Below are 23810 nucleotides of genomic sequence, written 5' to 3'. Positions count from 1 at the left end.
GATCTTTGCAGTGACGTTTCATCACATAGCGATTCTAGACAGCAAATAAAAAGGGCACCTGCAAATGGTGCCCTTTTTTGCGATCAAGAGAGTGCGCCGGATTAGACTTTGAACGTCTCGACCAGCTGACGGATGGTGGTGGCTTCTTGGTTCAGCGTATGGTTTGCGCCTTGTGCTTGCTCACTGAGCGATAAGGTTTGCTCTATACGTTGTGAAAGGGCTTGGATATTTTCGGCCACTTGCTGCGAAACGGCACTTTGCTCCTCGGCTGCGCCTGCGGTTTGATAATTGATATCGCCGAGCTGGTGTACCAAATCAACAATCTCGTTTAAGGTCTGCTGAACGGAGACACTCGCTTGATAACCCTCTGCGGCACCGCGCTCACCTTGCTGGATAACCGCTTCAATATCCGTCAATAGTTGGTTGAATGTTTCAAGCGTCGATACGATTTGGTCGACAGATTTTTGTGAATGCTGGGCTAACGCGCGTACCTCATCCGCCACCACTGCAAATCCTCGGCCAGCTTCACCGGCGCGTGCTGACTCAATCGCGGCATTGAGCGCCAATAAGTTCGTTTGATCCGAAATGCCACGAATATCATCGAGTAGTGCGGCAATATCGCTACCACTGGCTTTGACTTCGCAGACAAAACTGTTGGCTTTTTGTAGATCATTGTTCGCTGTTTGATTGCGCGCTACGTTGTTGGTCACATTATCCATACATTGATTCAGTGACGACACCACCGCGGCATTTTTCTCTTTGGAGGCTTCAGAGTTAGTTGCCACATCTTTGGACGTTGCTGTTAGTTGTTCCATGGCCGTCGCCGCTTGATGCAAGGTCTCCGTATTTTCAGATAGCGCTTGGTGCGCATCGGTGATCGCATGGTTAGCTGTCGTTGAAGTATCCGATAAGCGTCCACCTGCTTGCTGAATTTGGCCAACCATCGACTGTAGCGCATCCAGCATCTGATTGACTGACTGTTTGATACTATCAATCTCGGTTTTACCCGTGACGGATAAACGCTGAGTTAAATCCCCACCGCCTTGCGCAATCGCCTGAATGGAGTGATCAACACTGGTTAACGGCGCCAATTGGCGTTTGATGACGACTTGAATGATGACAAACGCCAAAATCAGCACGATACCACTTACCAGATAGATGGTGTTTTGGATATGCGTCTCGGCCTCGGTCATCATTTGATTGAGCTGCGTCACCGGTGCCATAGCAGCAGATATAGGGGTCACAATCATCACCGACCAGGTCTTGGTCATATTGCCAAACTCAATGGGTTGCGATACGTAAAAGTGCGAATCGGTTTGCTTGAATTGGTTTGTTGCGTTCTGGCTTAAAAGGTTAGAAAGTGGTTGGTAAGCAGGAGAGGAAAGTCCTGAGACCGCAGCGCCATGTTGAACGTGCTGATCGGTACTAGCCACAATCCGACCATCTTGACTGATAACAAATAGTTCCCCGTCATTATCGGCACGTTTGGCTAAGAGTGATTGGATTTGCGAGGTCTTGAGCGTACTTCCCACCATAGCAACCGTTTTATCAAAGCGAAAAACGGGAGTTGTCACATCGAACACCGTTTGCGTCTTACCATTAATCTGAGCCGTTCTTGGATCAGTAATACAATCTTTTTGTGTGTTCACCGGGCACTGATACCAAGGGTTGGATTCTGAAAAGTTTTGAGCGGCTTGAAGACGCATTTCTCCGTTCTCATCCACCGATACAGACGGTACATAGCGTCCATCCGCTGCACTGGTTGGGTCGCCATAATAAAAGGCATCGGCCCCTAAGACGTTTTTTTGCCACTCGGTATAGATGTTGTGCCACTCAGGCTGACGTTTCAAAATCGAATACATGATCCTAGGAATATCATCACGATCGAGGATCCTTGATGACTTATTCTTCTCCGCTTCTGACGTATATATCTGAGCAATGGTTCGCACCGTATCGAGCGGAGAAGCGATGTAGGCATGAATCTCTTCACTGAGTGCCGTTGCCCGGTTCTGCATTTTTATCACCTGATCCCGCTTCACATTCTCTGTCACCTGAGATGACATTTCTGATTGACTGGTATTCAGAGTTGAAAGAGAGATGGTGCTGACCAAACCCAGACCGACTAACACGATTGCAGAGGCCGTTAGGCTGATTCGTTGGCTGATAGAGAGGTGACGCAATTTTTTCATAATCACTTTCCGCACAAAGAAAAAATTCGGAGGTCGTCGGGCGGCGTGACGATGGGTGTCGTGCTAGCGAGCAATGGCACAACAGATAACGCGCGCCGACGGTGACGATCAGAGTTTCTAGTGTTGCTCAAATAGACAACAGGCACATCCTCCTTATTTGCGCTTGTAACGCTTGCAATAAGGAGGAGATCAGGAGGGGGAGAGAGCTAATTTGAACGATCAGCTTAAGCCGATCCAGCGCACACCACATTGTCTTGACCGACGTTGTCACGTTGCGACGATCACACTACTTGGATTAAAACAGCAAGCGAAACTGCGCTTATTCACAATTTTGTTACTAACGGAGGAGGGCGTAGGCAGATGGATGAGGTTGCATGTTAGCGCATGTGCTAGCGGTACTAAGCTTTCACTGATGCACAATCATTAAAAATAATTCTATATTTTAATTATTTATATGTGGTTTTTTTAATGATTTAAACGCAATAAAGAAAACATCTTTTTATTTATTTTTTAGAGTTTTTACTCGCTAACATGATGTTTACATATAAATTGTCATGACAATGTCAAGGTGTCAGCGTTGCGTGTGTTTTTGATCATAAAAAATAAAAATGAGGCATTACTCCAAAATTATGCATTTTTAATTAATGTCTAATTTTTCGTTATGTATGCTGGCGCACCGTCAGTGATTGCAGCACAACAGGTCATTGATGTTTGTAAGATGTTAACGCAGTCCAGCGTGGCAGGATCATTCCTGGCTGTGCTGCCATTTTGGTGAAGGTATCGAGGGTTCAAAGTGTCCAAAGAAGGAAGCGTTGCGCCAAAAGAGCGCATAAATATCAAGTACGTACCTGCAACGGGTGACCAGCAAGCGGAAGTAGAGCTGCCACTTAAAACCTTGGTTGTTGGTGATTTTAAAGGTCACACTGAAGATACGCCGGTTGAAGAGCGTGCAACAGTGTCAGTCGACAAAAACAATTTTGAAGATGTAATGCGTGAAAGTAATTTACATCTTTCCACCACTGTAAAAAATCAACTTACTGATGATAAAGACGCTGAACTGCCTGTTGAGCTGTCTTTTAAATCAATGAATGATTTTGCGCCTGACTCTGTTGCAGCTCAAGTTCCCGAGCTCAAAAAACTAATAGAGCTTCGTGAAGCCTTGGTTGCGTTAAAAGGTCCTCTTGGCAATATTCCAGCATTCCGTGATCGCTTACAGGAGCTGCTTAACTCTGAAGAGTCCCGTGAGAAGTTGCTTGCTGAGCTAAGTATTGTCAGTAGCGATGATGACGCTCCGAAAGAGTAATTGATTCAAACCAGTAGTAACTTAAGCCTTAGGAAATAGAAACATGTCTACAAGTGAATCAGTCGTAGAGTCTCCTGAAGTCAAGGAAGGTGGCTTACTTGACGAAATAATGGCGCAAACGCGTATTGAGCCTAGCGAAGAAGGCTATGATGTCGCAAAGAAAGGTGTCGCCGCCTTCATCGAAAACCTCGTTGGCAACGATCAAACCCAAGAGCCTGTTAACAAAGCACTTGTTGATCAAATGCTTGTTGAGCTTGACAAAAAGATCAGTGCTCAAATGGACGAAATATTGCACGACACGTCTTTCCAAGAAATGGAATCGGCATGGCGTGGACTTAAATTATTTGTCGATCGGACGGATTTTCGCGAGAACAACAAAGTTGACATCTTGCATGTGACCAAAGATGAGTTGCTAGATGACTTTGAGTTTGCGCCTGAAACAACGCAATCAGGTCTCTATAAGCACGTCTACTCATCAGGTTACGGTCAATTCGGTGGTGAGCCAACGGGTGCCATTATTGGTAACTATGCCTTCACCCCATCAACGCCAGATATGAAGTTGCTTCAATACATGGGTGCGCTAGGTGCGATGGCCCATGCGCCATTCATCTCAAGTGTTGGACCTGAATTTTTTGGTATTGAGTCGTTCGAAGAGCTGCCAAACATTAAAGATGTCAAGTCCATCTTTGAAAGCCCTAAATATACAAAGTGGCGCTCAATTCGTGAATCTGAAGATGCACGCTATTTGGGTCTGACTGCACCGCGCTTCTTGTTGCGTGTTCCGTACGATCCAACCGAAAATCCGATCAAATCTTTCGTGTATCACGAGAACGTTAGCCAAGCTCATGAACACTACCTTTGGGGGAACACCGCATTTGCATTTGCAACGCGTCTAACGGATAGCTTTGCTAAATATCGTTGGTGTCCAAATATTATTGGGCCACAAAGCGGTGGTGCAGTAGAAGACCTTCCGGTTCATGTTTATGAATCGATGGGCGCACTACAATCCAAAATCCCGACGGAAGTGTTGATCACTGACCGCAAAGAATTTGAGCTTGCCGAAGAGGGATTTATTGGCTTGACCATGCGTAAAGGTAGCGACAACGCTGCTTTCTTCTCTGCCAACTCAATCCAAAAACCGAAGGTGTTCCCAAACACCAAAGAAGGTAAAGAAGCGGAAACCAATTATAAGCTCGGTACACAGCTACCTTACATGATGATTATTAATCGCTTGGCGCATTACATCAAAGTGCTACAACGAGAGCAAATTGGTTCTTGGAAAGAACGTCAAGATCTGGAGCGAGAGTTGAATACTTGGCTCAAACAATATGTCGCTGACCAAGAAAACCCACCAGCAGATGTACGTAGTCGTCGACCACTTCGCGCTGCCAAGATTGAAGTGACTGACGTTGAGGGTAACCCTGGCTGGTATCAGGTGTCTTTGGCCGTTCGTCCTCATTTCAAATATATGGGCGCGAACTTTGAACTGTCTCTTGTTGGTAGGCTTGATCAGTAATCATGGCATACGTTGCGCTAGAAGACAGTGCATTTGGTGTCGGCTTCTTGGAGCGTCTTGAAGCCGGCGCTAAACCTGTATCTGTCACTCAGGGGCCGAGTAGCCCAGACGTGGTGAGATCGATCAAACGCAATATTGCCAATGTGCTGAATACACGTATTGGCGGGGCGCAAAGCTCTCCTGAACTCGGCCTGATTGATTTCAACGATGCGACACTCGAAAGCTTAGACTTATCGCTCAGAGTGAAACTCGCGATCAAAGACTGTTTAGAGAGATATGAACCGCGGCTAACGAATATCCTGGTGACATCAGACTTTGATCCGCATTCACCGTTAATGTTGCGGTTCAATATTGTTGCTACCGTCAACAGTGAAGCGCTGCACGAGAAAGTTCAACTTAGCTTGTTTTTAGACCAGAACCGCCAATATCGGGTGTTGTAAATCGCATGACGAAAGACAAGTATTTTCGAGAAGAACTCGCGTTCTTGAAAGAGCAAGGTAAAGCTTTTACTGAACTGCATCCCCAACTGGCTCGCTTCTTACACGGTCGACACACCGATCCTGATGTAGAGCGGTTACTAGAGGGATTTGCGTTCTTAACGGGCAAGTTGCGCGAAAAAGTGGATGATGACTTTCCAGAGTTAACTCACTCAATCATTAATATGCTTTGGCCCAATTATTTACGGCCAGTCCCCAGCATGTGTATTGCGCAATTCAAACCAGAAGAAAGTCTCAGTGAAAAGCAAACTGTGGTGAAAGGGACTGAGCTTGATAGTAAGCCTGCCATGGAAACTCAGTGTCGCTTTCAAACTTGCCGTGACGTTGATCTTTACCCGCTTTCTTGCTCCAGCGTTCATGCTGAACATACGCGCGAGGCGACGACAATACAGCTACAGATGACGCTCAGTGGTGATATGTCGGTACGAGATGCCAACATTAATAAACTGCGCTTTTATATTGGCGGAGACAAATATAGCGCGCAAATGCTCTATCTGTGGTTGAGTCATCATCTAGAGAAGGTAACGGTGCATGTTGATGGAACAGCATTTTCGTTACCACGTGATGCGTTTTCATCTGTCGGATTTAACGCCGGCGATGCTTTATTGCCATATCCGCAAAATGTTTATGATGGTTATCGTGTGCTGCAGGAGTATTTGTCATTTCCAGAGGCGTTTCACTTTGTTGACATCGGAGGGTTAGATAAAGCCATACCGAGTAATGTATATGGACAGTTTACGGTGCAGCTGCATCTCTCTAAAACCTTGCCATCGGATGTCAGAGTCAGACCTGAAAGTTTTCAGCTTTACTGCACACCCATTATTAACTTATTCAATCATGATGCAGACCCTATTGATTTAACGGGAAAAAACACTGAGTACAAGGTGATCCCGTCGAGTAATAAACCGGCTCACTATGAAGTGTTTAGTATTGATAGTGTCACTGGGCGACAAGACAAGATTATTGATGGCCAGCCTGTTCGCGGTCAAAAGCGGACTTATACGCCATTTGAAAGCTTCCAGCATGAAGTTGAGCGCGTGCGTAACCGCGAGACACTCTATTACCGAGCGCGTGTCAAAGACAGTGTTCGTGGTGATGGATTCGATTCTTTTATCTCTTTCATTCGAGGGGACGAATCGACATCCGTGGACGTCGATGAAGCTGTTTCGATTAAGCTGACTTGTACGAATAGACAGTTACCTTTGGAGTTAGGCGTCGGTGATATATCGTGTCCAACGGATAGCTCACCACCATTTGCAGAATTCGAGAATATCACCATTCCAACTCAAGCACTCCGTCCTGTGCTAGATGGCAGTTTATTATGGATGTTGATTTCTAATTTATCGCTCAATTATTTGTCATTGTTATCCAAAGATGCACTTAGCTGTGTATTAACAGCGTATGATTTCCGTGCGCTTGTCGATCGTCAAGCAGAGCGAGTAGGTAAGAAGCGGCTAAACGCGATTGAAGACATTCAATCAAAGCCAATGGATAAGCTATTGAGAGGAATGCCTGTCCGTGGCTTACAGTCGACGATTTATCTTAATCAAGACGGGTTTGGTTCTGAAGGCGATTTATATTTATTTGGAACGGTACTCAGCCACTTTTTCTCGTTGTATGCGAGCATTAATTCTTTTCATGAGCTCACCGTCATCAACACAACGAATAATGAGAGCTATACATGGCAGACGAGAGTCGGGAAGCAACCACTCATTTAGAAGAAACAGAAATGAGTACCGCTGATCTCGTAAAAGATGCGCGAGTGTATAGCTTCTTCCAATTAGTTGAGCTTTTGCAAAAGCATAAAGGGCTTAACCCAGAGGAAGAAGAATGGGAACGCGAGTGCCAGTTAGTGTTTAGTGCAAATCCGAGTCTTGGGTTTGCTGCATCAGATATAGCATCGCTGGATCAAGTGAATGATCACACAGTGATGCTAACGAACTTTTTAGGACTTGCGGGCTCACAATCGCCACTGCCGGCATTCATTACAGAGCAACTGCTACATGAAGAGCCAGGAGGAATTAAAAGACCCTTCTTGGACTTTTTTAATAACCGATTGATCGCATTGGTCTATCGCATATGGCGCAAATACCGCTATTACGTCAGGTTTCAGCCAGGTGCGGAAGATCAGTTTTCGGCACAGTTATTCGCGCTTGTTGGGCTGGGTGATCCCCAGTTAAGAGGGGACACCCCGATAAACTGGTGCAAAATGTTGGCTTATGCCGGGACGTTAGCGGGGCGAAGCCGATCACCGACAGTGGTTGCTGGCATCATCGCGCACTGTTTTGATCTTGAACATGTAGAGATCCGCCAATGGGTAACGCGCAAGGTAAAGATTGCGAAAGAGCAACAGATGTCTCTTGGCTGTATGAATGGTCGCCTTGGTGAAGACACTGTGATTGGAGAGTCGGTTTTTGATTGCAATGGAAAGTTCGTTATTTGTATCAAAGATCTGACACGAGAGCGTTTTAATGATTTTTTACCGGTCGGTAAAGAGTATCAGCCTTTGTGTAAGTTAGTTGAATTTATTCTGCGTGAGCAGATGGCATTTGATTTGGAGTTGTCGATGACAGATGAAGAAACACCTGCTCTTCAGCTGGGGCAACACATAGCGCTGGGATGGACATCTTTCCTTGGCGAAGAGCTGCAAGATAAGCGTGTATTAATTCAGGTAAGGCAATAACGATGGTCTCACAACATCAAAACGGCATAACACTCGTAGTCGCAAACGCGCAAACCTTAGAATCTGGTTTGTCGGCACAGATTCGTTTTGTGGAATCTGGTGGCACCATTGGCGCATCGCCCGCCGTGCATTGGCGATTAAAAGATCGTTTAGGACGCGTGCATGATTTGCATTGTGAGATCTTAATGGTGGATGGTGCTTTTTGTGTGCGTGATGAGTGTGGACAGACCTTTGTTAACGGTACCGATATGCCGCTTGGTAAAGGGCAATTAGCACGTTTAGCACATAAAGATGAAATGCAAATTGGCCCATATGAGATACGCGTGTTAACCGGAAAAAACGAAGAGGTTGACGCTGGACATATTGATACGCTTTTTGATTCTAACCACACAGATTTGTTAGCGAATGGTCATGAACCAGTCGATGACGAGCCCGAGCTTGAAGATGTATCAGCGCCTATTGATCCCTTGGCCGAGCTAGAGGCATCGACACATATCCAAGGATCAAACTGGTTATTGGAGGGTGAACCAGCCGAGCAGATCAGTGAAACGGGTCATCTGATTTCAAAGAAAAACTTGGTTGAAAAGCAACCTTCGTTTACGCCTCAGGCCGACAGCGAAGATGTCATGTCTGCCTCTGTGCGATTGAAGCGTATTTTTGGATTCGGTCAGAAAAAAAACCAGGCCACCAGTAACAAGTCAGATCAACAAGTATTGGATGCACAGCCAGCGAATATGGCATCACATACTCCTTCCAAGCCGATAGAAAATGAGATGAAGCCAATGGACGAAAAAGAGCTAGGACTTCTCGAGCAAGAAGTGGCCAAGAGTTTGCAAAATGAATCATCGCCTACGCCGTCAAATAACCATGGTGGACACGGGCAACACTTATTAACGGGTCCAATGCTAGAAGGGCTTGGTGTTCGTATAACGAATGAACAAGATGTTCAACGGATGCATTTCCTGTCACAAGAAATGGGTCAATCGTTACAAGCGTGTTTAAAAGGCTTGCTAGCACTGCACGAACAAGCTGCAGACGGACGATTTGGGACGATGAACCGTAATCTTCAACCTATTGAAGATAACCCGTTACGTCTTGGTCTTTCTTACCAAGATACGGTTCGCACTATGTATGACGCGGATAAAAGCTTAGTTCATTTGTCTGCGCCTGCAGCCATTGCTGAGAGCTTAAAAAATGTAAGAGATCATAATGAAGCAACGCAGGATGCGATTTCAGAAGCATTAGATCAAATATTAAACGCGTTTTCACCGGAAGTGCTGTTACGTCGTTTTCAACATTGTCGACGCAATACGGACGCACATGAAGATGGTGAGTCGGCTTGGGCGTGGGAAATGTATTGTAATTATTACAAAGAGCTTACATCTAACCGTCAACAAGGCTTCGCTAAACTCTTTTGGGAAATATTTGAGCAGGTCTATGACAAACGTATTCGCGAAAAACAACAGGAGGGCTAATCATGCTTAAAAAGTTAGGTGTGCTTTGCGCAATCATACTATTGACAGCCTGTAGTTCTTCAGATGAATACAAGCCTGAAGAACAACCCACGACTGCGACGTTTAGTTTAGTCAGTGACAGTGGTGTAAATCCGAATATAGCAGGAGACCCAGCACCTATCGAGGTACAAGTCTTTGAACTCGAAGATGATTCGATGTTTATGTCTGCGGGATTTGATCAATTGCGTACTGACTATGAAGGTGCATTGAGTAGTAACTTTATTAATAACTACGACTATGTTCTGACCCCAGGGCAATTCAAATTTGTCAATGCGTTTGAGATCGATGAAGACACAAATTATATCGGTGTGATGGCACATTTTGCCGAACCTAATCTCGGGGAATGGAAAAAAGCTGTCAAAGTGCTGAACAAAGGCCGCAAGTATCATTTGTTGATGCTATTTCAAGATTATGACGTGAAATTAGAAAAGGTAGGATAAAGGTAATGTTTGCACGTAATCGCGTGATATGGAGCGAAGGGCTCTTTATTAAGCCTCAGCATTTCCAGCAGCATCAGCGCTACAGTGAGTATTTATTGGAAGAGCGGTTAACGTCCGTCAGTAAATATTTATATGGCATTGCTGAGCTGTCACTAAATCCGGAATACCTAGCGTTTGGACGTATTGCCATCGAGCGAGCAGTCGGTGTCATGCCAGATGGAACGGCGTTTCGTATCCCACAAGAAGACGTAATGCCTGAAGCGTTAGAAATCGAAGACGGATCGCTTTCAAATCAGTTGATTTACCTTGCTATACCGTTGCGCAGTGAATCGATTATGGAAGTGAACTGGCCTGATGAAAAAGGGTCAGGGCGCTATGAAAGCCGTCGTATCGATGTACGAGATGTACAGAGTGTGCAAGGTGACACAACCACGCTTGATGTATCACCGATTCAGTTGCAATTGATGCTAGAAAAAGAGGATCGCAGTGCCTATGCCTCTATTCCTATTGCACGGATTTCAGAAAAGCGACCTGACGGCAGTGTTGTCCTTGATGCTAATTTTATTCCGTGCCATTTCAATGTTGCTGGTAATGCGACCTTGCACCGTTTTATCAATGAAATGTCTGGTTTGATGCAAGAGCGCGCAAAAAATATCGCTCAACGTATTAGTTCTCCTTCTCAGGGCGGTGTGGCTGATGTCTCTGATTTTATGCTTTTACATTCGTTGAACCGTCTGTATCCGCAGATGAAGCACCTTGCTTCTTTAGGCAGTCTGCACCCAGAACGTTTGTATGAATGCTTGTCGTCAATTTGTGGCGAGCTAGCAACGTTCACGGATGAAAGCCGCCTGGCACCGTCAATGCCAGCTTATAACCACGATATGCCGGGTGATGCATTTTGGCCTGTTATCCGCTATTTGCGCCAGAGCCTCAGTGTGGTACTGGAGCCTCGAGCCGTCTCTATTCAGCTAGATAAGCGCAACTACGGCCTGATGGTCGCGCCGGTTCAAGACCCGCAATTGATGGAGTCGGCAGAGTTTATCGTTGCAGTTAAAGCACGTATGCCATTGGATGAGTTACGGCGATTGTTCACTCAGCAAACCAAAGTCTCTTCGGTTGAGAAAATTCGCGAGCTTATTTCACTTCAACTGCCTGGTATTCCGCTAATTTCGCTACCTGTGGCGCCTCGCCAGTTGCCTTACCATGCCGGCTATACCTACTACCAATTGGACAAAGAGAGTGCGGCGTGGTCGATGCTCACGAACTCTAGTGGCTTTGCATTCCATGTCGCCGCCGCATTTGATGATCTTGATATTCAATTCTGGGCAATAAGAGATTGATTATGGCAGCCACTGACGAAAGTGTCTTTAAAGACCTCCTACATGATAACGTTGAAAAAATAGACAGTGACCAAGATTACTGGTTTCAACTACGTGGCCACAATGCTAATGCGTTGGTGGATGCGGCAACCCCTCTATTCGGGTTAGCGTTGCGAGTACGTTCATTATCCAGTTGCGAGAATATTGAGCAAATCTACCACCAAACGATCGAGGAAATAAAAGCGATCGAAATAGAGCTATCAGAGCAAGGTTATGAACATGCAATGCTGATGGCATATCGCTATATATTGTGTACGTTTCTTGATGAAGCGGTCATGGGTACCCCATGGGGAGCTAACACCTGCTGGGCTGAGCATTCAATGTTATCTCGTTTCCACAATGAAACATGGGGAGGTGAGAAAGTATTTACCATTCTAGGTCGTTTGGAAAACGAGCCCGAGAGGTATCGACCATTACTCGTGTTTATTTATCACTGCTTGTGCTTGGGCTTTGAAGGGAAATATCGAGTGATTGATGGGGGGTATGCGCAGCGAGAAAAAGTCATTAAAAGGCTACATGACCAACTATTAGATGATGAAAAGCAACCCAAACAACTGAGTGAGGGGAGTGACCATGTTGTTAACACTCGGTATGCACTCAGCCGCCAGGTACCGCTTTGGTCTATTTTTGTCGGATTTCTCGTCTTGTGGGCGGGTATCTTCGCTGGCTATTCATACTTTTTACATGAAAAGTCTGAAAATGTACTCAGTCAACTGAATCAGTTGCTGTGACCCGAACAACATTATATTGATTAGAATTAGGTGTCCCTGTGATTCGAATTGAATTGTCCACGCTCATCGCTAAATTGAATGCGCCAAGCAAATTAGCGCTCGAGCAAGCCGCCTCATTATGTATTGAGCGTCATCATCCTGAAGTCTTAGTTGAGCACTTCCTAGAGATCTTGCTAGATAATCCTTTGTCTGACGTTCGACTCATTACCAAGCAAGCAAATATCGACACTGAGTCGCTTAAGCAAGCGCTCGCAGGTAATTACGAGCGAGATAACACGCTTGATACCTACCCAGCGTTCTCGCCGCTGTTGGTTGAAGTACTGCAAGAAGCATGGTTGCTATCAACCACAGAGCTAAACCAATCAGAATTGCGTTCGGGAAGCGTCTTTTTTGCGGTATTAAATCGCGCCGACCGCTACTTGTCGCGTTCGGCATCTAAGTTATTAGCAGGCATTAATCGCGAGAGCTTGAAAACGCATTTTGACGCTATTGTCGCGGACTCTGCTGAAACTGCCGTGGAAAGTGACCAGAAAAAAGGGCCAAAAGCGCCATCAATGGACGGCAGCGAGTCACCGCTTTATAAGTATTGCTCCAACATCACCGCACAAGCCAAAAATAGTGAATTGGATCCAGTGCTTTGTCGCGAAGAAGAGCTCAACTTAATGGTTGATATTCTTTGTCGCCGTCGTAAAAACAACCCAATTGTTGTCGGTGATGCGGGAGTAGGCAAAAGCGCCATGGTGGAAGGGTTGGCCTTGCGCATTGCGGCCGGTAATGTCCCAGAGCGCCTACAAAACGTTGAGCTATTCTGCCTTGATCTTGGTTTGCTTCAAGCGGGTGCTTCTGTCAAAGGTGAGTTTGAGAAGCGCTTGAAAGGTGTCATTGATGGCATTAAGAGCGCGCCGAACCCCATTATTCTGTTTATTGATGAGGCTCATACTCTCATTGGCTCAGGAAACCAGGAAGGGGGCAGTGATGCCGCCAACCTGCTCAAACCCGCCTTAGCGCGTGGCGAGCTGAGCACGATCGCAGCAACCACCTGGAAAGAATACAAAAAGTATTTCGAAAAAGATCCTGCTCTGACGCGTCGTTTTCAGCTTGTTAAGCTTGAAGAGCCTTCTGTGAACCAAGCCGTTGATATAATGCGGGGGCTTGGCAGTGTGTATGAAAAAGCCCATGGTGTATTGATTGCCGATGATGCCTTAAAAGCGGCGGCGGAACTGTCTGCTCGCTATTTATCTGGGCGTCAGTTGCCTGATAAAGCGATCGATGTACTCGACACTGCCTGTGCACGGATTGCCATTAACTTAACGACTCCTCCTAAACGTCTCGCGTTACTTGAAACACTCTGTCATCAACGCCAGCAAGAAATAGAGATGCTGAAGCGAGCCCAATATATTGGCCAAGCCGTTGATCAAGCTCGTTTAGATGAGCTTGAGACACAAGAGCAAGCGGACGAAGCTGAAAAGCATGCACTGCAAGCACGCTGGGGGGAGCAGCGTTTGTTGGTTGAGGAAATCATTGATCTACGCGCGACACTGTTAAATCCGCCACTATCAGCCGAACTTGATGAGGGTCAAGTTGATGAAGCGTCACAAGAGCAAGACCGTGAAGCGTTAGCAAAGACATTGGCTGACAAATACGATGCACTTAACGCTATTCCGCATGACCAGCGGTTGATGCATCCACACGTTGATGCTGAGCAGGTGGCAGAAGTGATTTCTGATTGGACAGGCGTGCCTATCGATCAAATGAACAGCGACGAGCTCTACAAAATCACAAACCTGACAAGGTTACTGGGAAATGCGATTAAAGGGCAAGACATTGCTATCGAACGCATACATCGGCACTTACTGACTGCGCGTGCGGATTTGCGGCGCTCTGGACGGCCCAAAGGCGCATTTTTACTTGTAGGACCAAGCGGCGTCGGTAAAACAGAAACCGTGGTGCAATTAGCCCAGCAACTCTATGGTGGTAAACAATTTTTAACCACGATCAACATGTCAGAGTACCAAGAAAAACACACGGTCTCACGTCTTATTGGTTCGCCCCCAGGTTATGTTGGATATGGCGAAGGCGGTGTATTGACCGAAGCAATACGCAAGATGCCATATTCTGTGGTGCTTCTTGACGAGGTTGAAAAAGCCCATCCAGAAGTGCTCAACATCTTCTATCAAGCTTTCGACAAAGGGGAGCTAGCGGACGGTGAAGGGCGCATGATTGACTGTCAGAACACCGTTTTTTTCCTGACGTCTAACTTGGGCTATCAAACGATTGTTGACTATGCACACGACAAAGCCAACATTGATGATGCGTTATATCCTGAGCTTGCCGCATTCTTTAAACCTGCCTTGCTGGCACGGATGGAGGTTGTGCCTTATGTCCCACTAGAACGTGACGTGTTGGCGGAGATCGTACGCGGCAAATTAGCGCACCTGGAAGCGACTTTTGCTCAGCGCTATGGCGCAACCGTTGATATTGACGACAGCATAATTGACGAGATTTTGAAGCGCGCGACGCGGAGCGAAAATGGCGCTCGTATGCTTGAGGCGATTATTGAAGGACAGTTATTGCCACCCGTCTCACTCGAATTATTAAACAAGCTGGCCGACAAAGCGGCGATCACGCACGTTCGTCTACTGGCAGATAATGGCGAGTTTAAGGGTGAGGTAGAATAAGAATGCATAACTGGCTAGCTTATGTTACTGACTTAGCTCGGGAAAGGCGAACAACTGACTTGCAGTCTCGCTTTATCCAGATTTTGGTCAGCGAGCTCAAGCTGCGCAAAGGAATGCTGCTGGTCCCGAGTTGTGATGGCAGGCAGCTTGTCTGCCATTCCAGCGGGGAGTCTTGGTCTGTCACCGACTTTGACACGCCATTTGCACACGTGTTGCAAAATGCGACGACTAAGCATTTAGTGGCAGAAGACATTGTTTATTGGCAGTCGAATCGAGCCTTTTCAAAGGCTATTGGCGATCTTGGCTTATTTGAAGCCGTCTCTATTCGACCGTTAATTCGCCATGATAGACATGTAAAACTCTTGCTTTGTCTTATCGGCGATGACCAAACGCTATCTAGCCTTTGGAATGATGCGTCGTTTTTACAGGTGTTGGATGTGTTTGAACATCAATGGTCACTGCTCAATGAAATGGAAGGAGAGGAAAGCAATCGTCGTGCGTTAAAAGCCTCTTTGACTGACATTGAAAAGCAAACACGGCAGCAAGAAAGGGCGGCGAGCCTATCCTCCACCCTGATTGGAGACAGTACTTTAATGAGAAGACTGCGTGAGCAAATTGCTAATGCGGCTTCCTCACAATTATCTGTACTGGTTCAAGGCGAGACAGGAAGTGGTAAAGAACTTGTCGCGCGTGCCGTGCATGATTTATCACCGCGTCGACACCAGCCATTTATTCCGATCAACTGTGCTGCTATTCCTGAACATTTGCTAGAAAGTGAGCTATTTGGTTATGAAAAGGGTGCATTCTCAGGTGCGAACATAGATAAAGAGGGCCTGATTGCTCAAGCAAATGGCGGAACACTGTTTCTTGATGAAATTGGTGATATGCCGATGAGTTTGCAAGCTAAATTACTGCGTGTGCTTGAATTAGGGACGTTCCGCCCCGTCGGAGGAAGTCGAGAGCGTCAATCTGACTTTCGGTTGGTGTCCGCGACACATGTGCACCTGCTGGACAATGTAAAAACAGGCTCTTTCCGTCAAGATCTATACTATCGTTTGCTCCAATATCCGATTCATGTGCCATCGCTTGCTCAGCGCAAAGAAGATGTGCGTCAGCTGAGTTATCACTTTCTTGATAGGTTCAATCATCAACACGGCACCCGTGTAGGAGAGCTGCAGCCTGACGCGCTCGATATGCTCTTGAGTTATAGCTTTCCAGGTAATGTACGAGAATTAAAACACCTTATTGAATACGCATGTGCTCAAACGCCTGATCGTGAATCTATCAGCATTGCGACCTTTAGTGGGCGTATCAGTAACGGGCAACCTGTATCAGGCTCCTCAAACGTTCAGTCGATGCCTATAGGCTATACCAATGGCGCGTCGACGGCTGATAGCGTGTTAAATATTGATGCAGCTTCCATCGCCGATCTAAAACAAGCGTTGCACGACTTTGAGCAACGGATCATCACTGATCGCTTGTCTCAATTTGATGGCGATAAAAGTAAAGCTGCCGATAGTTTGGGCATTCCTCGTCGAACCCTAACCTATAAGTGCCGAAAACTAGAGATAAAAGCCCCATGAATAACCCAAACTATTGTGCACTAGCCGGGGTCATGCTGGTGTCAATCTTGGCACCGTCCGCGGTGACTGGCGCACCTGCTTCCGCTCAAAAGCAAGTTGAGCAAGCCAAACAATGCCGCGCGGTGACGTCACGATTAGATCGTCTCGCCTGTTTTGATCGTGTATTTAATACCCAAGTTTCATCGTCTGAACCTGCAGATAATCACTTAGAAATGCCGTTACAGTGGCGTAGAGCAACACAAGCGGCACAAGACAGTGCGCCAAAAACATGGTCATTGAATCAAAAGGGTGAGGGACGAGGAAGTAGCGCATGGATTACGTTACAGGCGAGTAACATTAACACCGCTTTTCGAGGCAGCGAACAGCCGTTATTGATGCTTAGCTGTATCGATAACTTAAGCCGAGTGGAGTTGATGCTACCGGAGCCGATTGATGATGGTCGGGTCAAACTAACGTTCCCAAGTACTCAGACCCAGTATTGGCGAAATGATGACTCAGGTGTTGTGCTCTCGTCCTCTCGTGGTCTACCTGCAATCCGTCTAATGAAGACATTAGCGCAGGATGAAAGCTTAACCATTCGCTCTAATTCTCAGTACGTTGATGGGCTGACATTTGATACCCAGCCATTAAGTAATGCACTGGGCGCTCTTCGTTCTCGTTGTGGTTGGTAAATATGGAACTGAAAGAATATAAACGCAGCATTTCACAGCCAATCCCGGGAAATAGCGCAGTCGGTGAGCGTTTAGTCGATGATCCTTTGTTTGATTTCGTTGAAGATCAAATGATGAAAGTTGGCTCTCTCTCCCATGCTGATGTTCAGTGGGACGAGGTGGAGCACAGCGTTGTTAAGTTGTTAGCAGAAAAGAGCAAAGACATTAAATTGCTGACTTACCTGCTGCAGTGTCTACATCACCAAGCGTCTCCGGCTCGCTTTATCCTCTCGTTTGAGTTGATGGCATCATTTATGTCTCAGTATTGGGAAGACAGCTTCCCAGCACCGGGTAAGCGTGGAAATCTGCCTCGTCGAAAGTTCTTTAGTCAAATGGCACAGCGATTTTCGATGGCGATAGATAAAACGGACTTTGGCCAGTTTGATGCGCAAGATCGTGAGTCATTGACGAAGGCGATCGCCGAATGGGAAAAGGCAGTTGAAGAGAAAGGCCTGACCAATGACGTCGTCAGTAGTGTCGTCGTGAATGTGCGAGCCGAACTGCGAAAGGCGGAAGAGCGTCAGCGTGCTAACCAAACCGCGAAAGAAACACCGCAAGCCTCGGCGCGAACCGCAACGACAACAGCGACATCCTCTGGCTTAGATGTTGATCACTCCAGCGACAAAGCAACCAAGCAAACGTTACTAAAAGTCGCCTCTTTTTTGGCGGAACAAGATGACGGTATGGCACTCGCGATCCGCCTTCGTCGCTACGCGGTTTGGTACAGCATTACCGCCTTACCCGATCATAAAACCGGCGGCGAGACGCAATTGCGAGGGATGCAACAAGATCGAGTGAAAGACTATCAAGATAAAATGCGGCACCCCGATTTGGCATTATGGCGGCAAGTTGAGCAAAGCCTCACTATGGCACCTTACTGGTTTGAAGGGCACTTAATGAGTTACTCCATTGCTCAAAAATTGGGTCACCAAAGTTGGTGTGACGCGATTCAGTCAGAAGTCAGTCAGTTTCTAGAGCGGCTTCCTGGGCTGGCAGAGCTGAAGTTCAAGGGTGGAGAGCCGTTTGTGTCTGATGCGGTTAAAGATTGGCTAGCTCATGGCAGTACGGGACAAGCAAGTGGAAAGACCGTAAACGGTGACTGGCAAGAAAAGAGAAAAGAAGCGCTGTCGTTGGCCAAAGAGGGAGGTATTGCGGTAGCACTCTCCATGCTAAACGATGGGCTACAAGCGGCACGAGAACCACGCGATCATTTCTATTGGCGAATGATATCGGCCGATCTCATGCGAGCGAATCAACTTAACAGTATGGCTCAAGAGCAGTATCAAACGCTAAATCAAGAAATTAAAACCATGAGCGTCATCGACTGGGAACCCAGCTTGGTGGAACAACTTGAACGCAGTACAACGTCAGAGTGATTAAGGGCGAAAATTCATGTGGAAAAACATTTTTAAAATAGCGAAAAAGCTTAAGCCTGGCATGGTCGCAGCCTTTCCTATTTTATTAGCAGCGATTTTTATTCTTGTTAATGTCGCCATTTGGTGGGCAGGCCCTTGGTTGACGATGGGCGAGAAAAAACCATTAGCATCCGTGATGGCACGCGCTGTTTGTAGTGGTTTTATAACGCTTGGCGCTTTAGCGATTTGGGGCGTATGGCAATGGCGAAAGCTACAAAGCTTCCAAGCAGAGCAAGCGCACACTGAACGATTGCGTGAAGACCCCATTCAGATATACGAAGAGCGCCAAGAGAAAGAGCTGAATCAGGTTGTTGCAAATATGAAGCAAAACTTGAACAAGCGGAATCATCTCTATGCACTCCCTTGGTATCTTGTTCTCGGGCTTGAAAATGCGGGGAAAACTAGCCTAATTAATCGTTCGGGGCAGAACTTTGTTTTCTCTTCGGTTATGCGAGCATCGGGCAAAAAGAGTGAGAATCCATACTCATTTGACTGGTGGATCGGTGACGAATCGGTTGTTATCGACCCAGATGGTGAGTTGCTGACACAAGGACATAAGGACGAAAATAATGATGGTGAGCTTGAGCGTCGTTTGTGGTCGCACTTTGTTCAGTGGCTGGAGCAGACCCGTAGCCGCCGTCCGCTGAATGGGATTGTATTAACCCTTGATGCGTCACACCTTGCCACGGCCACGGCATCAGAACGCAAGGCGTATGCCAACCTATTACGTGCCAGGTTGCGGGAGTTGATGGAGACGCTATCGACACGGCTTCCTGTTTATATTGCACTAACAAAACTCGACTTGTTGTATGGCTTCGAACCGTTTTTTAAACATTATTCTAAGCAGCAACGCGATGAGGTGCTTGGTTTCACTTTTTCTTTAAACTCTGTGGATGACTTGGACTCATGGCTTAAAGAGTTTGATGAAGACTATTCTGCATTTATTGATCGCATTAATGCGATAGTTCCACATGCACTGGCCGCTCCGATTGATTTTGAGGATCGTAAAGCGATTTATAGCTTCTCGCGTCAGATCGCTGGGCTGAAAGATATTCTTGCTACTTTTTTTAATGAAGCACTGGCGAGTGATCAATTCTCTACTTCGGCGCTGGTTAGAGGCGCGTATTTTACCTCTGTCTATCAGCAAGGGGTACCAACGAACGCATTCGATGATGCAGCCTCTCGTCGTTATGGATTGTCACATGCGGTCAATCATGCTCAAAAGGCCAAGAATTCAACGATTTTTTTCACGCAAAAACTATTTAGCAATATTATCTATCCCGAGGCGGGGCTCGCGTCGGATAACTTCCGCGTGGCAAAACATAAACGGCGCTTGATGGGAATGTCTGTCTTGGCATGCTCTATCGCCACTGTCTTATTAGTGGGGACGTGGCATCGCTATTATCTGGCCAACGTCGCACATGCAGATGCGGTATTGACAAAAGTTGATCAATATAAAACCCAATTCTCAAACAGTGCTGCCGGTGCATCGCAACGTGAGGTGCTTAAACCGCTCAACCAGATCCGTCAAGCGACGCTGGAATTTGGCTTTTTCCGCGAAAAGCCTAAATATGTCTCTGACTTTGGTCTATATCAGGGTCATGTGATTGGACCTAAAGTCGAACAAACGTACCTCAACCTATTAAAAAGTCGATTCTTGCCACTCTTAATGGCAGATACCGTGGTGGATATTAATCAAGCGGAGACGGATCAGGAACAGCTAGTTGCATTGCGTGTTTATCGGATGATGGTGGATAAAAGCGGCCGCTATCATGACTATGTAATGGACTATTTTAGTCAACAATGGCAACAAGAATTTGCCGGGCAAAAGGTCATTCAAGAACGTTTACTCGATCATCTCGATTACGCTATGCGCCATACTGACTTGACTGGAGAGCGTATAAGAGGCGATAGAATTTCAGATCGAGTAATGCGTCCTTATGATTTTACTATCGCTCGTACGCAGGCATATTTACGGACTATGCCAACCGACCAACGTGTGTACCGGAACTTGAAGCTAGACGCAGAGACCGTTCTGGGTTCGGGAATGAACCTGCGGAACGCGGTTGGTCCTGTCTTTGATGTTGTTTTTGATGAGCGGGAAGTCGATAGCGAAAACTTACATATCCCGCAAATGCTGACCAAAACTGGCTTTGAAGATTACTTTGTGCCGAAGCTCCAGTCAGTTTCTGACTTGGCGTTGATTGATAGCTGGGTATTAGGTGAAGCAGAAACGGCGCAGTTTAGTGACGCGGATAAAAAGGCACTTAGAAACAAAATACGTGATTTGTATGTTGCTGATTATACAAATACGTGGCGTACAGCGCTGAACGAAATTGATGTGAAGTTTTTCAGTGATATTAACGATGCCGTAACGGTTCTGGATAATTTTACTGGACACGTAGGACCGTTGCAGCGTTTATTACGCACCCTCGAAACCAATACCCAGCTTGCATCAGGCCTCGGTTTGGATGAAGACGCTCAAAAAGCGATCTCAGAAAATCCAAAATATGAGGTGGCGTCACAAATACAGGCACCATTTTCAGATTTGAACAGTCTTGTTAAAGCGGTGAATGACAAACCGGCCTACCTGAGTGAAGTGTTGGCGTCGGTACAGGAGCTAAAAAGCTACCTTAAATCTATCCAAGATGCGCCTGACATAGGTACAGCAGCACTGGATGCGACCAAAGCACGTGTTAAGTTGGTGAATACCGACCCCATTTATACACTTAAACGGATTGCTACCGGTTTACCTGAGCCGCTTGATGGTATGGTTGATAAACTCGCCGATGAAAGCTGGCATGTCGTTAAACAAGCGGCCATCAAACACCTTGAAGTCCGTTGGTATCAAGATGTCTATCGCCCTTATCAACAAAAGTTGGCGAACCGATATCCGTTTAATCCGAATGCCAGTAAAGATGCATCACTTAGCGACTTTGAAAGCTTCTTTGCGCCGGAAGGAACCCTGGATAATTTCTACAATAGTCAGCTGAAAATGTTTATAGATGAAAACATATCAGTTGGGGATAAAGGGACAAATGGGTCGTTAATTCGCCAAGACCTGCTAGCCCAGATCCAAAAAGCACAAAAAATCCGAGAAGCGTTCTTTAATCGTAAAGGTGTTTTGGATGTGAGCTTCTCTGTTGAGCCCTTGCGTTTAAGCAGCAATAAACGACGCAGTGTTTTGAATGTTGATGGCCAGTATGTGACCTACAGCCATGGGCCTAGAGACAGTATTGAGCTCATTTGGCCAAACACGCTTCGTGACTCGGCTACCTCAAAACTGACATTGGTGCCCACGAAAACCAACCTGTCACCACGTAGTGTCGTGATTCGCGGTCCATGGGCGTTGTTCCGTCTCCTTGATCAAGGTGCAGTGGTCTCGGCTAGCACTACCTCGGTTGACTATCAATTCAATGTTGATGGCGGTGGAATGATCTACCGTGTTAATGCTCAGGCTGCCACTAATCCATTCACGCAGCGCTTGTTCAAATCGTTCAAGCTCTCACGCAATCTCTACTAACTGATCATGGGGCGAGTATACTCGCCCCTGCTTTATCAGGAATGCTAAATGTCTTTTATACTCTCGATTGATAACCAGCCGTTTCGTGTTATCCAAGATGTTCAACCCTTGCGTGATGACGAGCGTTATCAAGCAATTAGAGACCAAATCAATAAACGACACTCGCCATTATCCGGGGGGACCGATTGGCAATTTGTAAAAGATAACTGTCAAGCACTCGCCAGTGAGCAGGGTATTGATTTACTGCTCAGTGGCTACTACACCGTCGCGGCGTTAAAAATTGGCGGCCTAGCAGGATTGGCAAACGGGTTGGAATTGATCCTTGCCTGTTTGAATAACGAAGACGCGGTCTCTGAAAAGCGTGCCCGCGCGCGTAAAGAGGCGCTGGAGTGGGTCAATGCGCGTGTGCAAGGCGAACTGAATCAAATCAAGCCGGACCAACAAGCATTACGCGAGTTATACCGTTGTGAAAAGCTCTGCGACACCCTATATCATGTGCTCGAACAGCAGCAACCCAAGTATGTGGTTGACTATGAGGGGATCGCGTATGTGTTGTTTGAACATATCGACCGAATAGAAACACGATTTCATAGTGCACTAAAACAGCAACAACGCGATGAAAACGTTAACCCAACCATTAGTATAAGGGTAAGCCGTATTCGTACTCTATTAGCCGGTGTCGTAGGGGCCTGTTTAACCGCGTTCATATGGCTGGGTTACCCATATATCCCTTACTTTCAAACTCCCTTTCAAGTTGATGCGCCGGCGCCGAGCTTAAATCATGCTGACGCCACGGCGGCTTTTGCAAAAACGCATCAGCCAAGCACATTAGCGCGCTGGGAATCACAATTCGTCCCGTTATACGTGCAATTGACAACTCAAGAATTGGAGCAGTCGATTGAATCGAGCAAAGTACTGGCCAAGGCGCATCTTAATGCACTGGCCACACTCTATGCCGACAATAAACAAACTCGTGAATTATTGACGCGTTATGACATGGAGCGCAAAGAGGCACTGGGAAATACCGCTAAATACATCGATAAGTTTCGCGCGGTTCGAACCAAGATGGCGAATATGGCTCTACTTGCAGAGCAAAACCGCTGGTGGGCGTTGCAAAAGCAAACTCGATCTTTGGAAGATTTCGCCATCAGCTTATCGCCTATTTATGGACGAGCCGATTATGTCGAAACACTTGTGGAACAGGGTGATATCGATAAAGCCAACGCCGAGCTAGCCGTACTTACCGAACGCTTAAACCACCTAAGTTGGAAAGTCGCCCAGCTTCAAGAAAAAATTAATGTCCATCAAGCTACCCGGTAGCCTTATGCTGAGCAACTTTTTGCTTGGCTTGGCAAGAAGTTGCTTGGCACGTGCAAAAAATTGGTCAGGAATATTCTAATATACTGATTTATAATGGTAAAAAACTTGGCATGCATTTCGCTTTATAGGGTGGCGAACAAGCAACATCACCGTCGTGGTGGTGCTCTCTCATTACATACAAAGGAGCGATTATGCCAACGCCATGTTATATCTCGATTGAAGGCGAAACCCAGGGTTTGATTACTGCCGGTGCCTGCACCGCGGATTCTATCGGTGATTCTTTTGTCGAAGGCCACGAAGACGAAATGCTGGTGCAGCAGTTTGACCAC

At 46.5% G+C, this 23810-nt stretch carries 16 protein-coding genes and 1 pseudogene; 16 read left to right on the top strand and 1 reads right to left on the bottom strand.

Annotation, left to right across the window (positions count from 1 at the left end; translation table 11 throughout):
• Window positions 1-101 precede the first annotated feature (101 nt).
• A complete protein-coding gene (locus tag BZJ21_RS07535; RefSeq protein WP_077669473.1) occupies window positions 102-2189 on the bottom strand; it encodes a methyl-accepting chemotaxis protein in 2088 nt (695 codons plus the stop codon).
• Window positions 2190-2982: 793 nt separating this feature from the next.
• On the opposite strand from BZJ21_RS07535, the gene tssB reads away from it, so the two are divergent.
• From tssB to hcp-2, 16 genes and pseudogenes are all read left to right on the top strand, one after another.
• Window positions 2983-3492 carry a type VI secretion system contractile sheath small subunit gene (gene tssB / locus BZJ21_RS07530; protein WP_077461344.1) on the top strand — a complete coding sequence of 170 codons (510 nt, stop codon included), beginning with the start codon at window positions 2983-2985 and terminating at the stop codon, window positions 3490-3492.
• A gap of 43 nt (window positions 3493-3535) precedes the next feature.
• Complete coding sequence (tssC, locus tag BZJ21_RS07525; RefSeq protein WP_077461343.1) at window positions 3536-5008, top strand: type VI secretion system contractile sheath large subunit; 1473 nt, start codon at window positions 3536-3538, stop codon at window positions 5006-5008.
• A gap of 2 nt (window positions 5009-5010) precedes the next feature.
• Window positions 5011-5448, top strand: coding sequence for a type VI secretion system baseplate subunit TssE (gene tssE / locus BZJ21_RS07520; protein WP_025740375.1), 438 nt, complete (start codon window positions 5011-5013; stop codon window positions 5446-5448).
• 5 nt (window positions 5449-5453) lie between these two features.
• Window positions 5454-7223 (top strand): type VI secretion system baseplate subunit TssF, encoded by a 1770-nt coding sequence (gene tssF / locus BZJ21_RS07515; RefSeq protein WP_077669472.1) that lies wholly within the window; start codon window positions 5454-5456, stop codon window positions 7221-7223.
• An 11-nt stretch (window positions 7224-7234) separates the two neighbouring features.
• The gene (gene tssG / locus BZJ21_RS07510) at window positions 7235-8188 is read left to right on the top strand and encodes a type VI secretion system baseplate subunit TssG (protein ID WP_236719535.1); all 954 of its coding nucleotides are present in this window, start codon (window positions 7235-7237) and stop codon (window positions 8186-8188) included.
• 2 nt (window positions 8189-8190) lie between these two features.
• Complete coding sequence (gene tagH, locus BZJ21_RS07505; protein ID WP_077669471.1) at window positions 8191-9663, top strand: type VI secretion system-associated FHA domain protein TagH; 1473 nt, start codon at window positions 8191-8193, stop codon at window positions 9661-9663.
• A 2-nt stretch (window positions 9664-9665) separates the two neighbouring features.
• Window positions 9666-10142, top strand: coding sequence for a type VI secretion system lipoprotein TssJ (tssJ, locus tag BZJ21_RS07500; RefSeq protein WP_077669470.1), 477 nt, complete (start codon window positions 9666-9668; stop codon window positions 10140-10142).
• A 5-nt stretch (window positions 10143-10147) separates the two neighbouring features.
• The gene (gene tssK / locus BZJ21_RS07495; RefSeq protein WP_077577317.1) at window positions 10148-11482 is read left to right on the top strand and encodes a type VI secretion system baseplate subunit TssK; all 1335 of its coding nucleotides are present in this window, start codon (window positions 10148-10150) and stop codon (window positions 11480-11482) included.
• Between the two features lie 2 nt (window positions 11483-11484).
• Window positions 11485-12252, top strand: a complete 768-nt coding sequence (icmH, locus tag BZJ21_RS07490; RefSeq protein ID WP_077669469.1) for a type IVB secretion system protein IcmH/DotU — start codon at window positions 11485-11487, stop codon at window positions 12250-12252.
• 38 nt (window positions 12253-12290) lie between these two features.
• Window positions 12291-14930 (top strand): type VI secretion system ATPase TssH, encoded by a 2640-nt coding sequence (gene tssH / locus BZJ21_RS07485; RefSeq protein WP_077669468.1) that lies wholly within the window; start codon window positions 12291-12293, stop codon window positions 14928-14930.
• 2 nt (window positions 14931-14932) lie between these two features.
• Window positions 14933-16513, top strand: coding sequence for a sigma-54 interaction domain-containing protein (locus tag BZJ21_RS07480; protein ID WP_077461335.1), 1581 nt, complete (start codon window positions 14933-14935; stop codon window positions 16511-16513).
• Entirely contained in the window at window positions 16510-17184 is a 675-nt protein-coding gene (gene vasI / locus BZJ21_RS07475) for a type VI secretion system-associated protein VasI (RefSeq protein ID WP_236719534.1), read from the top strand. The genes BZJ21_RS07480 and vasI overlap by 4 nt, the downstream gene beginning before the upstream one ends.
• 2 nt (window positions 17185-17186) lie before the next feature.
• On the top strand, window positions 17187-18599 hold the full coding sequence (gene tssA / locus BZJ21_RS07470) for a type VI secretion system protein TssA (RefSeq protein ID WP_077669467.1): 1413 nt from the start codon (window positions 17187-17189) through the stop codon (window positions 18597-18599).
• 61 nt (window positions 18600-18660) lie between these two features.
• A complete protein-coding gene (gene tssM / locus BZJ21_RS07465; protein ID WP_101494565.1) occupies window positions 18661-22161 on the top strand; it encodes a type VI secretion system membrane subunit TssM in 3501 nt (1166 codons plus the stop codon).
• Window positions 22162-22209: 48 nt separating this feature from the next.
• Window positions 22210-23481 (top strand): type VI secretion system ImpA family N-terminal domain-containing protein, encoded by a 1272-nt coding sequence (locus BZJ21_RS07460; RefSeq protein ID WP_077669465.1) that lies wholly within the window; start codon window positions 22210-22212, stop codon window positions 23479-23481.
• Between the two features lie 191 nt (window positions 23482-23672).
• Window positions 23673-23810, top strand: a pseudogene (gene hcp-2, locus BZJ21_RS07455) (type VI secretion system effector Hcp-2); the annotation flags it as partial.

It is taken from the genome of Salinivibrio costicola subsp. alcaliphilus (assembly GCF_001996185.1).
In the GTDB taxonomy this organism is placed as follows: Bacteria; Pseudomonadota; Gammaproteobacteria; order Enterobacterales; family Vibrionaceae; genus Salinivibrio; species Salinivibrio costicola.
This window is presented reverse-complemented; position numbering and strand designations above follow the sequence as displayed.